12 protein-coding genes are annotated in these 12,223 nt (G+C 72.8%); 10 read left to right on the top strand and 2 right to left on the bottom strand.

Translation table 11 applies throughout. The features are described from left to right. Window positions 1–102 precede the first annotated feature (102 nt). From ACFOYY_RS11835 to ACFOYY_RS11825, 3 genes are all read left to right on the top strand, one after another. A complete protein-coding gene (locus tag ACFOYY_RS11835; RefSeq protein ID WP_352009422.1) occupies window positions 103–441 on the top strand; it encodes a hypothetical protein in 339 nt (112 codons plus the stop codon). Further along, the gene (locus ACFOYY_RS11830; RefSeq protein ID WP_352009423.1) at window positions 438–731 is read left to right on the top strand and encodes a hypothetical protein; all 294 of its coding nucleotides are present in this window, start codon (window positions 438–440) and stop codon (window positions 729–731) included. The genes ACFOYY_RS11835 and ACFOYY_RS11830 overlap by 4 nt, the downstream gene beginning before the upstream one ends. A gap of 105 nt (window positions 732–836) precedes the next feature. After that, window positions 837–2,039 carry a cysteine desulfurase-like protein gene (locus ACFOYY_RS11825; RefSeq protein WP_352009424.1) on the top strand — a complete coding sequence of 401 codons (1,203 nt, stop codon included), beginning with the start codon at window positions 837–839 and terminating at the stop codon, window positions 2,037–2,039. Window positions 2,040–2,043: 4 nt separating this feature from the next. Here ACFOYY_RS11825 and ACFOYY_RS11820 read toward each other — a convergent pair whose 3' ends face one another. Further along, a complete protein-coding gene (locus ACFOYY_RS11820) occupies window positions 2,044–2,463 on the bottom strand; it encodes a hypothetical protein (RefSeq protein ID WP_352009425.1) in 420 nt (139 codons plus the stop codon). A gap of 177 nt (window positions 2,464–2,640) precedes the next feature. On the opposite strand from ACFOYY_RS11820, the gene ACFOYY_RS11815 reads away from it, so the two are divergent. The 7 genes from ACFOYY_RS11815 to ACFOYY_RS11785 all read left to right on the top strand — a co-directional run bounded on the left by ACFOYY_RS11815 (window position 2,641) and on the right by ACFOYY_RS11785 (window position 10,455). Further along, window positions 2,641–3,585: a LysR family transcriptional regulator gene (locus ACFOYY_RS11815; RefSeq protein WP_386189791.1), complete on the top strand. Its 945-nt coding sequence runs from the start codon at window positions 2,641–2,643 to the stop codon at window positions 3,583–3,585. Between the two features lie 244 nt (window positions 3,586–3,829). Further along, window positions 3,830–5,554, top strand: coding sequence for an ABC transporter substrate-binding protein (locus tag ACFOYY_RS11810; protein WP_386189790.1), 1,725 nt, complete (start codon window positions 3,830–3,832; stop codon window positions 5,552–5,554). Window positions 5,555–5,559: 5 nt separating this feature from the next. Further along, window positions 5,560–6,498 carry an ABC transporter permease gene (locus ACFOYY_RS11805; RefSeq protein ID WP_386189789.1) on the top strand — a complete coding sequence of 313 codons (939 nt, stop codon included), beginning with the start codon at window positions 5,560–5,562 and terminating at the stop codon, window positions 6,496–6,498. Further along, window positions 6,495–7,331 (top strand): ABC transporter permease, encoded by an 837-nt coding sequence (locus tag ACFOYY_RS11800; RefSeq protein WP_386189788.1) that lies wholly within the window; start codon window positions 6,495–6,497, stop codon window positions 7,329–7,331. Before ACFOYY_RS11805 ends, ACFOYY_RS11800 begins: the two co-directional genes overlap by 4 nt. After that, window positions 7,328–9,184 (top strand): dipeptide ABC transporter ATP-binding protein, encoded by a 1,857-nt coding sequence (locus ACFOYY_RS11795; RefSeq protein ID WP_386189787.1) that lies wholly within the window; start codon window positions 7,328–7,330, stop codon window positions 9,182–9,184. The genes ACFOYY_RS11800 and ACFOYY_RS11795 overlap by 4 nt, the downstream gene beginning before the upstream one ends. 9 nt (window positions 9,185–9,193) lie before the next feature. Then, on the top strand, window positions 9,194–10,009 hold the full coding sequence (locus tag ACFOYY_RS11790; RefSeq protein ID WP_386189786.1) for an SDR family NAD(P)-dependent oxidoreductase: 816 nt from the start codon (window positions 9,194–9,196) through the stop codon (window positions 10,007–10,009). Between the two features lie 38 nt (window positions 10,010–10,047). Further along, window positions 10,048–10,455: an ester cyclase gene (locus ACFOYY_RS11785; protein WP_352009432.1), complete on the top strand. Its 408-nt coding sequence runs from the start codon at window positions 10,048–10,050 to the stop codon at window positions 10,453–10,455. Between the two features lie 57 nt (window positions 10,456–10,512). Here the strand turns inward: ACFOYY_RS11785 and ACFOYY_RS11780 are convergent. Continuing rightward, window positions 10,513–12,223 (bottom strand): thioesterase domain-containing protein (locus tag ACFOYY_RS11780; RefSeq protein ID WP_386189785.1); only part of this gene is annotated, 1,711 nt, incomplete at its 5' end.

Below are 12,223 nucleotides of genomic sequence, written 5' to 3'. Positions count from 1 at the left end.
CGGGACCGTCCGCCCCACGCCCCCGGCTGCCACCCGGCACGGACGGTCGCGCGACCTCTCTGAGGAAGTCGGTGGTTTCTTCGGCGGAGGTGGGAGCGCGCGGTGAACGGACGAACGACGGACGAGCGAACGGCGGGCAACGTGGCGGCGGCGCGGGAGCTGGCCCTGCGGCTGCCGAACTGGACGATCTGGTACGGCCTGCACACCCACAGCTTCTGGGCGATGCCCACGGCGGGACACCTGGCCGCCACACCCCACGTCGAGGCCTCGACCCCGCAGGAACTGGAGAGCACGGTCAGGCACATGGAGTACCTCGCCGCGCGGGCCGCCTCTCCCGGACCCGAGGCGCCGTACGGCGGGCGCCACGCGGAGCACATCCCTTTCCATGGGGAGCCGAGGGACAGGCCACCGAGTCAGGCACCGGCGCGGGCGGCACGGTGAGGGCCGAGCGGGCACTGGCCGACCTGCGGCGGGAGCTGCGCGCGGCCGGGGTCGAGACCGAGGAGCACGACGTGTTCGCGACGAGCTCCGGCGATCCGATGCTCAGCCTCGCCCCGGGGCTGATTGTGTGGGCCGGGCCTGAGTGGTTCCGGTGGGTCGGGGAACGCGACCGGTGGAGGTACCACACGACCGGAGACCCGGCGGGAGCCGCCAGGCTGATCCGCCGCTTCCACGACAGGCTGCGGCGCGACCGGCCCGAGGAGGCACACGTACGGCACGAGCACCCCTGACCCGGGGCCCCAGGTGAGGAGTCGGAGACGGCCGTCCGGGGAAGTCTGTCCGGGGGGCCGGTCCACACGGCGACCGGCTGTCCGAGGAACGAGCCTGGAGGCCCTGTGGCATACGACGTGACGGCGGTACGGGCGCACTTCCCCGCGCTGGCGGAGGGGGCGGCGCACTTCGACGGGCCGGGCGGTTCGCAGACCCCCGGTGTGGTCGCCGAGGCGGTGGCCGGGACGCTGCGCTCCGCCGTCGCCAACCGGGGAGTCATGACCGCGGCCGAGCGCCGCGCCGACGCGATCGTGACCGGCGCCCGCCGGGCGATGGCCGACCTGCTCGCGGCCACGCCGGAGGGCGTCGTCTTCGGCCGCAGCATGACGCAGCTGACCTACGACATGGCCCGCGCGCTGGCCAAGGAGTGGCGTCCCGGCGACGAGGTCGTGGTCACCACACTCGACCACGACGCCAACATCCGGCCCTGGGAGCAGGCCGCCCTGGCGCGCGGCGTCACGGTTCGCCGCGCCGACTTCGACCCGGACAGCGGGGAACTGCCCGTCGCCGCGGTCGCGGACCTGCTCACCGAGCGCACCAGGCTCGTCGCCGTCACGGCCGCGTCGAACCTGCTGGGCACCCGTCCCGACGTCGCGGCGATCGCCGCGCGGGCGCACGAGGCCGGGGCGCTGGTCTACGTGGACGGGGTGCACCTGACGCCGCACAGTCTGATCGACGTGGGGGCGCTCGGCGCCGACTTCTACGCCTGCTCGCCGTACAAGTTCCTCGGCCCGCACCTGGGCGTGCTCGCCGCGGACCCGGCGCTGCTTGAGACGGTCAACCCCGACAAGCTGCTGCCCGCCAGTGACGCCGTGCCCGAGCGGTTCGAGCTGGGCACACTGCCGTACGAGCTGCTGGCGGGCACGACGGCGGCGGTCGGCTTCCTGGCGGACCTCGTGCCGGGCGAGGGGGACAGGCGCGCGCGGCTCGCCCGCTCGATGGCCGCGCTCGAAGGGCACGAACGGGCCATGCTCGACCGGCTTGAGGCGGGCCTGGCCGAGATCGGCGGGGTGCGGACGTACGGCGCGCCGGGGCGCGAGCGCACCCCGACCACGTTGTTCACCGTCGGCGGGGTCACGCCCGCCGACACCTACCGGCTGCTGGGCGAACGCGGGGTCAACGCGCCCGCCAGCTCCTTCTACGCGCTGGAGTGCTCCCGCAGGCTCGGCCTGGGGGACACGGGCGCGGTGCGCGCCGGGATCGCCCCCTACACCGACGAGCAGGACGTCGACCGGCTGCTGAAGGGCGTGCGCGAACTGGCCGGGTGAGCTCTCAGGCGGCCGTCCCGGCGGGTTGCGCGCGCCGGGCGGTCGTCTCACGTACGGCGACGAACGCCAGCAGGGCGATGCTGCCCAGGTCGAAGACGATGCTCACCGTCGACAGGCCGGGCCGGGCCGCCGGATTGAGGAAGGTGAGCCCGAGGAAGGCGGCCTTGGCGAGGATCGCGGCCAGGCACGCGGCCAGCCGGACGGGCGGGGACAGGACGGCCCACAGCAGGGCGGCGCCCAGCAGGAGCTGGAGCACGCCGCGGTGCTGCAGCAGCGCCAGCACCATGGGATCGGGGTCGGTCACGCCGTAGGTCGACCCCAGCATGGACGGGTTGACCAGGGCGAACACGGGGAGCGTGGTGACCAGGCCCGTCACTGCGAGGGCGGCGCGGGCCGCGATCTCGCCGGGTGGTGTCGAGGACATGTGGCGGGCTCCAATCCATCAGCTTAGTTGATCGTCAGCGTAGCTGACGGATTTCCTCTCTTTCAAGGCCGCCTCCGCGCGGCTCGTGCGCCCGCGTTTCGGCCGTTCAGGCGGGTTCCGGACCCAACAACCAACATTCTAGGTAGATAAAGTGGGTTTTCGGTTTATCATGGGAACATGGGAGCATTGCTCGATCTTGTGCAACTGCGTACTTTTGTTGCCATCGCGGAGTGTGGCGGCTTCGGCCGGGCGGCGTCCGCGCTGCGGACGAGCCAGCCCACGGTGAGCCAGCACGTGCGGTCTCTGGAACGTGTCGTCGGACGTCCGCTGGTCGAACGGGCCGGCAGGCTGACCAGGTTCACCGCGGCCGGCGAGGCGCTGCTGGCCGAGGCGCGGCGACTCCTCGCCGCGCACGACGAGGCGATGTGCAGGCTCGGGGCGGAGCCGGTTCCGACGCTGACCGTCGGGGCCGTCGAGCACGCGGCCTCCCCGGTCCTGCCCGACCTGCTCACCGTCCTGATGTCCGCCCTGCCGGGACGCGACGTGGTGTTCCGGCTGGACCGCAGCACGGTCCTCGCCGAGGCGACGCTGCGCGGGACGGTGGACATGGCGCTGATCCTCGGCGCGGTCGCCAACGTGGGAGGGACGGAGGTCGGCTCCCTGCCGCTGCGCTGGCTGGCCGCGCCGGACTGGGTTCCGCCCGGGCCCGGCGCGCCGCTGCCGCTCGTCGCCTTCCAGGAGCCCTGCGGGCTGCGCCAGCAGGCCGTGGGCGCGCTGGAGAGACTCGGCTGGATCGTGCGGATCACCACCGAGGCGGCCAATCTGGAGGGCGTCCTCACCGCGGTCAGGGCGCGGCTCGGCGTCGCCCTGATGCCGACCGCGTGCGGCGTCCCGCCGGGACTTGAGGAGGTCTGCCAGCTGCCCCCGCAGGGCACACTCGGGCTGCGCCTGCTCAGCAGGCAGGGACTCGACCCGGCGATCGAGGCGTACGCGGGCGACACCCTGCGCGCCTTCTTCGCCGAGGTCCCGCCCTCCCGGCCGTTTCTCACCGGCCTTCCCGGCGGAGAGCGGCAGCGTCGCGACCAATACAAGACCAGCCATCCGATAAGCAATTCAAATTGACATCGATTGGCAGGGTGAATTGCTTGGCGAATATTCGTGAAAGGTGGCCTGAAATGCTCGGACGTCATTGACGTAAATCGCCTGACATGGTGTGATCGCTGTGCGGCCCTGATGTTTGCCCGGGGCCGGGGAAAATGATTTCTTTCCACGGAGGGTGCGTTTTCCGGCCATTCGGCTCACCCGCCGATGGCATGTCCGCCCCTTCTCGCGCACGCGTTCCACGCCCCAGAAGAAGGCCACGCCGATGACACCGAGCGATGACCCGGCCACCAGAGCCACCCCGATCCCCGGCCGCAGGCGGGGCGCCCTGCGCTCCCGGCGCCCCGTCGTCCTGATCGCCTGTCTGGCCACGGCCGTCGTCGCAGGCGCCGTCGTCGTCTCCGTGATGACAGGAGGCGCTGACCGGCCGGTGGCGCGGGCCGTCGCGGGCCCCTCGGGCGCGCCCGTCGCGGGCAGCACCCTCACCTACGCGATCGCGGGCACCCAGGTATCGCTGGACCCGGCCGTCGCGGCCACCGCGGTGACCGGTCTCATCGACCGCAACGTCTTCGACTCCCTGGTGGCGCAGACCGGCCCGGACAGCTTCGGTCCCTGGCTGGCCAAGGAGTGGACGGTCTCCAAGGACGGCAAGGTCTACACCTTCACCCTCCGCGAGGGCGTCACCTTCCACGACGGCACCCCGCTCACCGCGGCGGCGGTCAAGGCCTCCCTCGACCACGTGGTCGACCCCGGGACGAAGTCGGCCTACGCGGCCTCGCTGATCGCCCCGTACCGGAGGGCGCGAGTGGTGAGCGACCTGGTCGTCGAGGTGACGCTCTCCCGGCCCTTCACCCCCTTCCTGCAGGCGCTCTCCGTGCCCTACCTGGGCATCCAGAGCCCGGCCGCGCTCGCCAAGCCGGTCTCCGAGTACCGGCCGGTCGGCACCGGCCCCATCTCCTACGTCTCCTGGGAGAAGGACAGGCGCGTCACCCTCAGGCGCAACCCCGGCTACACCGCGACCCCCGCGGGAGCCTCCCACCAGGGAGCCGCCTACCTCGACGGCCTGGTCTTCGAGTTCGTCTCCGAGGACGCCACGCGGTACGGCGCGCTGACCAGCGGCCAGGCACAGGCCATGGCGGGGGTGCCGCCCGTCAACGCCGACAGGCTGAAGACGCTGCCCGGGTTCACGCTGAACGCCCAGGAGACACCCGGCCTCAACTACAACCTCTACCTCAACCAGACCCGGGGGCCGCTGCGCGACGTGCGGGTCCGCCGCGCCCTGTCCGCCTCGGTCAACGTCGACCAGCTGGTCAGGAACGTCTACTTCGGTCACTACAGGGCGGCGCGCAACCCGCTCAGCGCGGTGACCGCCGCCTACGACGCGGGCGCCGAGAGCGAACTGGCCTCCTACGACCCCAAGGAGGCGGCCAGGCTCCTGGACGAGGCGGGCTGGAAGGAGACCGACAAGGACGGCTACCGCGTCAAGGACGGCGAACGGCTCACCCTCGTGTGGCCCTTCTGGGCCGAGGGGAACAAGGACCAGCGCGACGTCCTGGCCGAGGGCGTCCAGGCACAGGCCAAACTCGCCGGCATCGAGATCCGGCGGCCACCCGTCGACACCGGCGCCTACGTGAGCGAGTACCTCATCGGCGGCGGCTACGACCTGATCGACGTCAGCTTCGCCAGGCCGACCCCCGACGTGCTGAGATTCGCCTTCGCCTCGGGCAACACCTACGCCAAGGCGGGCGGCAACGTCGCTCTCGTCGACTCACCCGAGATCGACGAACGGGTCGAGGAGGCGGCCGAGACCTCGGACCCGGAGACGGCCAGGCGCGACTACGCGGCCGTGCAGAAGGAGGTCCTCAGGCAGGCCTACGTGCTGCCCCTCTACACGCCGGTGCAACTCGTCGGCCTGTCGGGGCGGGTGCGCGGCGTCGCCTTCGACGCGCAGACCTACCCCGTCTTCCACGGCGCCTGGCTGGGGGCCTGATCCCCATGCCGCCGCTGGCACGCCGGCTGGCACGCAGGCTCGCGCTGACCCTGTTCGTGCTGTGGGGGACGGCGACACTGGCCTTCATCGGCATGCGGCTCGTGCCCGGAGACCCCGCCCACGTCATCGCGGGCGGGGTCCAGGCGAACGCCACCCCCGAGGTGCTGGAGACGATCCGCGCCCGGTACGGCCTGCACGATCCCCTGCCCGTCCAGTACGCGATCTTCATCGGCAGGCTGGCCCGCGCCGACCTCGGCGAGTCCTACCAGCTCAACCAGCCGGTGAGCGCGGTGATCCTGGAACAGCTCGGCGCGACCGTCGCCCTGGCCACCGGCGCCGCGGTCCTCGGCTTCACCCTGGCGGTGACCCTGGCCCTGTTCACCGCGGGACGCCCCAGAGCCGGGGCCGTCTCCCGCGTCCTGGAGTTCTGCGCCGTCTCGACCCCCAACTTCTGGATCGGCATCCTGCTGCTCGGCGCCTTCTCCTTCACCCTCCACTGGTTCCCCGTACTCGGCGAGGACGGTCCCCGCGCGCTCGTGCTGCCGTGGATCACCCTCGCGCTGCCCATCGCGGGCGTGCTCGCGCAGATCACCAGGGAGGGCGTCGAACGCGCCCTCGGACAGCCCTTCGCCCTGACCGCCAGGTCAAGGGGCGCCACGGAGAACCGCATCCGGCTGCGGCACGCGCTGCGGCACGCCGCACTGCCCGTCCTCACCCTGTCGGGCTGGGCCCTCGGCGAACTCCTCGCCGGAGTCGTGGTCGTCGAGACGGTCTTCGCCCGCCAGGGACTCGGCCAGGTCATCGTCTCGGCGGTCAGCGGCAGGGACTTCCCCGTGGTGACCGGCGTCGTCGTGCTCGCGGCCCTCATCTTCTCAGTGATCAACACCGGCCTCGACCTGCTCTACCGGGTGGTCGACCCCCGCGTACGGCAGGCCACCCCGTGACCGCCCCCACGCTCGTGCCGTACCGGGGAACGCGCCCGCGGCCAGGACTGTGGGCGGCCTGCGCGTTCCTCACCCTCGTCTGCTGCGCCGCGTTGTTCCCCGCGCTGTTCGCCGGGGCACCCGACCAGGTGGACGCGACCGCCGCCCTGCGAGGCCCCGGCGCCGGGCACCCGTTCGGCACCGACCAGCTCGGCCGCGACGTGTTCGCCCGTGTCGTGTACGGCGCCCGCGCCTCGTTGTTCGTCGGCCTGGGCTCCACACTGCTCGCCGGAGCCGCAGGCTCGGCGTGGGGACTGCTGGCCGCGCTCGGCGGACGGGTCGCCGGTGAGGTGGCCATGCGCCTGGCCGACATCCTGCTGGCCTTCCCCGGCGTCCTCACGGCACTGCTCGTGGTCGCCGTCCTCGGCCCCGGCACCCGCAACGCCACCCTGGCCATCACCGTCGCCCTGGCCCCCGGCTTCGCCCGCGTCGTCAGGGTCCAGGCCCTCCTCGTGCGGAACTCCGCCTACGTCAGGGCCGCGACCAACCTGGGGCTGCGACCCCGCCGCGTTCTGCGCAGGCACATCGTGCCGAACACGCTGGCGCCGCTGCTGGTCCTGGCGACGCTGAACGTCGGCACCGCCGTCATCGCCGGAGCCTCCCTCAGCTTCCTGGGCCTCGGCCCACGGCCACCGGCCCCCGAATGGGGCTCCATGCTCGCCCAGGCCCGTAACTACCTCGACGTCTCCTGGACCCTCGCCCTCTTCCCCGGCGCCGCCATCACCCTGACCGTCATGTCCGCCACGGCCGTGGGGCGCGCCCTGCAGGCCCGCTACGAGAGGCGGGAGCCGTGACGCGGGAGGAACCGCTGGTCGTCGTGGACGGGCTCTCCGTCGACTTCACCACCCGGCACGGCGTCGTGCGCGCCGTACGGGACGTCGGCCTGACGCTGCGCGCGGGCGAGTGCCTGGCCGTGGTCGGCGAGTCCGGCTCGGGCAAGAGCGTCACCGCCCGCGCGCTGCTCGGCCTGGCCGGGCAGGGCGCCGACGTCCGCGCGCGCACCCTGTCCTTCGCGGGACACGACCTGCTCGGGCTGGGCGGACGGCAGTGGCGGCGGCTGCGCGGACGGCGGATCGGCTACGTCCTGCAGGACGCGCTGACCTCCCTCGACCCGCTGCGCAGGGTCGGCTACGAGGTCGCCGAACCCCTTGAGGTACACGGCCTGGCCACCCGTGACGACCTCGACGACCAGGTCGTCGCGCTGCTGTCCGAGGTGGGCGTCCCCGACCCCGAGGTCCGCCTCCTGCAGTACCCCCACGAACTGTCCGGCGGCCTGCGGCAGCGCGCCCTGATCGCCTCCGCCGTCGCGGCCCGCCCCCGGCTGCTGATCGCCGACGAGCCGACGACCGCCCTCGACGTCACCGTCCAGGCCCAGGTCCTCGACGTGCTGGCCGCCAGGAGGGACGCTGGTACGGCGTTGCTGCTGATCAGCCACGACCTGGCGGTCGTCGCCAGGCTCGCCGGCCACGTCGCCGTCCTCTACGCGGGAACGGTCGTCGAACAGGGGCCCGCAGTCGGCCTGCTCACGGCGCCCGCCCACCCCTACACGGCCGACCTGCTCGCCGCGGTGCCCTCCGTCGACGGCCCGGTGCCCGACCTGTCCGGGCTCCGCTCCGCACCCGCCGCCCAGGAGGGCTGCCCCTACGCGCCCCGCTGCCCGCTGGCCGACGACCGCTGCCGTGAACGGCCGCCCGAGGCGCTGCCGTACGGGACGGACCGGGTGGTGCGCTGCTGGTATCCGGGGGCCGTGCCCGCGACCGCGTCCAGGAAGCGCGCCGCAGGCCCCGCCGCGCCGACGCGGGCCGAGACGGTCCTCACCGTCCGGGGGGTCGTCAAACGCTTCCGTTCACCCGGCGGCTCCCACCGCACCGCGGTCGACGACGTGTCGTTCGACCTGGCCGCGGGGGAGGCGCTGGGGATCGTGGGGGAGTCGGGTTCGGGCAAGAGCACGACCGCCAGGATCGTCATGGCCGAGTTCGAACCCGACGCCGGATCGGTGCTGCTGCACGGCCGGCCCTGGAGCGGCCTGAAGGAACGGGACCGCCGCGCCCGGCGCTCCCGCATCCAGCTCGTCGACCAGGACCCGCTGAGCTCCTTCGACCCCCGCCACACCGTTGAGGAGATCGTCGCGGAGGCGCTGCCCCGCGCTCGGAAAGGCGTCGTACGTGAACGCGTCGCCGAGCTGCTCGGGCAGGTCGGGCTCGACCCCGCCGTCCTCCGCAGCCGGCCCGGCCGGCTGTCCGGCGGTCAGCGGCAGCGCGTGGCCATCGCGAGGGCGCTCGCCCCCGCCCCCGACGTGCTCGTCTGCGACGAGCCGGTCTCCGCGCTCGACGTCACCGTGCAGGCGCAGATCCTGACGCTGCTCACCCGACTCAGACACGAGGCCGGGGTCTCACTGCTGTTCATCTCGCACGACCTGGGCGTCATCCGCCAGGTGTGCGACCGGGTGGCGGTCATGAAGGACGGCAAGGTGGTCGAAACCGGACAGGTCGAGGCCGTCTTCCGTGCTCCACAGGCCGCCTACACCCGGGCGTTGCTCGCCGCCGTGCCACGGATCGGCCCCGGCCCCGTACGGCACACCCGCGTTTCCCAGAACCCGGAACCGCGCGACCCGCGGCCGGGAGACCCGTCCCCGTCACGGACCTGAAAGGCCGACATGACCCCAACCACCCCTGAACCACGCCCTGAGGGCCTCTACCCGGGCTGGACCCCGGCGCCGCGATCCGTCGTCGTGACGGGCGCCGCCTCGGGCATCGGCCGGGCGACCGCGGAACTGTTCGCCGAACGGGGAGTCGGCGTCGTCGCCGTCGACCACGACGAGTGGAGCCTCAAGGAGATCGCCCGCCTCGACCGGGTCGTCCCCCTCGTCGGCGACGTGTCCACGGAGGCCGCCAACCGGAAGGCGGTCGCGCTGGCCGTCGAGGAGTTCGGCGGGCTCGACGCCGTCGTGCTCAACGCCGGGATCGGCGGCACCCGTCCCTTCGAGGCGCCCGGCGCGGTCGAGGCCGCCGAACGCATCCTCTCCGTCAACCTGCGCGGCCCCGTCCTGGGCATCCGGGCAGCGGCACCCGTGCTGCGCGAGGGAGGCGGCGGCTCCATCGTGGTGACCGCCTCCGTCGCCGGCCTGCGCGCAGACCCGGGCAACTGGGCCTACAACGCCTCGAAGGGCGCCGTCATCAACCTGGTACGGGCCGCCGCCATCGACTACGCCGTCCAGGGCATCCGGGTCAACGCCCTGGCCCCCGGCCTCACCTGGACCCGGATCAACGAGGGGGTACGGCAGAACCCGGCCTTCGCGGCGGAGATCGAGAGGCGCATCCCGCTGCAGCGCTTCGGAGAACCCCGCGAACAGGCCGAGGTCGTCTGGTTCCTGACCTCCCCGGCCGCCTCCTACGTCACCGGGACGACGCTGGTCGCCGACGGCGGCCTCGACGCGAGCCTGGGAGTCCTCCCGCTGCCCGGCGTCCGGTGACCCCCGTTCCCCACACCTCAACGGAAAAGGAGTCAACGATGAGCACCACGGAGACCAACCGCGCGGTGGCGCGACGCTTCTACGAGGAGGTCGTGTCCAAGGGCCGCCTGGAGGTCCTCGACGAGATCGTCGCCGAGGACGGCACCGACGCCGCGGGACCCGCGCTGGGCGGCGGCGGGCGCGCCGGTTTCGTCCAGCACATCACCTGGCTGCGCCAGGCGGTCGAGGGGGTGACGGCCACGGTGACCGACACCGTCGCCGAGAACGACAGGGTCGTCGTCTACTGGACCATCGAAGGGGTGCAGCGCGGCGAGGTGTTCGGCGCCCCGCCGAGCGGACGCCGTTTCGTCGGCCAGAGCATCAGCACCATCAGGTTCCGTGACGGCCAGATCATCGAGTACGAGGTCCTGCCCGACCGTCTCGGCATCGTGCAGCAGCTCGTCTGAGCGCCCGCCCGCCGCCCGCTCCGGGAGTCCGGAGCGGGCGGCGGTGTCATGCGACCGTCACACCAGCCCGTCGACCCACGACCTGATCGCCTGGGCGGTGGTGTCCGAACGCTCCTCAAGAGTGGTGAAGTGGTCGCCGGGGATGTCGGTCGACTCGTGCGCCACCGGCCAGTACGCCCGCCAGTCCAGCCGGCCCTCGGGATCGACCGTCGTGCCGCGCAACGGCTCCGTCGCCCGCAGCAGCAGGATCGGCGTCTGGACCGGCTTCGGCTGCCAGCCGACGAAGAGCCGGTTGTAGAGACCCATCGTGGTCAGCCTGTCGTCGTGCAACGTCATGTCGAACCGGTCGATCCGGTCGAGCATCCCGCCGATCATGCCGCCCAGCCACCACTCCATGCCCTCCTGGCCCGCCGCGTCGATCGGATAGCTGTCGATCAGCGCGAGCCCGGCGGGCCTCAGCCCCTGGTCCTCAAGCGCGACGGCGACCGCGTGCGCGACACAGCCACCCATCGAACGGCCGACGATCACGAAGGGCTCGTCCTCGCCGACGCAGGCACGCAGACCCTCCACGTTCATCTGGACCAGTGTCTCCAGCGAGTCGGGCAGCGCCTCGGCCTCCCCGTCGGTGAATCCGGGAGACGGTACGACGTGGACGTTCCGCTCCCCCCTGAAGACCTGGCCGAACCGCGAGTACTCGTGCGGCCCGGAGATCGCGCTGAGCGCGGGGAAACACACCAGGGACACCCGCCCGGGGCCGGTGGCCAACCTGATCGGGGGCCGCGCGTACCGGTCGCGCTCGGCGGCGCCGAACTGGCCGCGCACGTGCGAGACCGCGAGCAGCAACTCGGCCGCCTGCAGGTGTTTGCCCGTCTCGTGCATCCGCCGGTGGATCGCGGCCAGTCCGCCGCCCGCCCCGCTCACCCCGGTACGGCCTGGCCGTACCTCCCGGGCCGTGTCCCCCAGCTCACGGTCGAGCAGGTCGGCGACGGCCTGGGGGGTGGGGTGGTCGAAGGTGAGGGTCGCCGGCAGGCGGAGTCCGGTGGCGGTGCTGAGGCGGTTGCGCAGTTCGACGAAGGTCAGCGAGTCGAGACCCAGCTCGATGAGCGCGCGGTCACCGGGAATGGTGCCCGGCGCCGGATGGTCGAGCACCGTGCCGACCTCACCGCGGACCAGTTCGAGCAGGACCTCGGCACGCGCCTCACGGTCGAGCCCGGCCAGCCTGCCCGCCAGCGACGCCGCCCCGCCCCCGGCTCCCGCACGGGTCCGTGCGCTCGGCCGGGCGGCCCGGACGAGTCCGCGCAGGAGCGGTGCGGGCGTTCCCTCCACGGTCGGCGCCAGCAGCGCGGGCACCACGACCGAGCCTCGCGCCCGCCCGGAGACGGCCGCGTCGAACAGCGCGAGCGCCTGCTCGGTGGGCAGCGACCGCAGCCCGGTGCGCGCGATGCGCGCCTGGTCCGCCGAGCTCAACCGGGCGGTGATGTCGCTTTCCTGTTGCCAGAGTCCCCAGGCGAGGGAGGTGGTTGTGGGGTGGTTGGTGGCGAGGGCGTCGAGGTAGGTGTAGGCGGCTTGGGCGGCTCCGCCGAGGAGTCCGGAGATGGAGGAGAACAGGACGATGGTGGGGGGGTTGTGGCGGGTGAGTTCGTGTAGGAGGTGGGCGCCGTCGATTTTGGGGGTGAGGACGGGGTGGAGTCGTTGGGGGGTGAGGGTGGTCAGGGGGGTGTCGTCGGTTACGCCTGCGGTGTGGATGATGGCGGAAGTCGGGGGCCAA

Source organism: Streptosporangium jomthongense (genome assembly GCF_042650425.1).
Lineage (GTDB): Bacteria > Actinomycetota > Actinomycetes > Streptosporangiales > Streptosporangiaceae > Streptosporangium.
The sequence above is the reverse complement of the archived record's forward strand: the minus strand, read 5'-3'. Positions and strand labels throughout refer to the sequence as shown.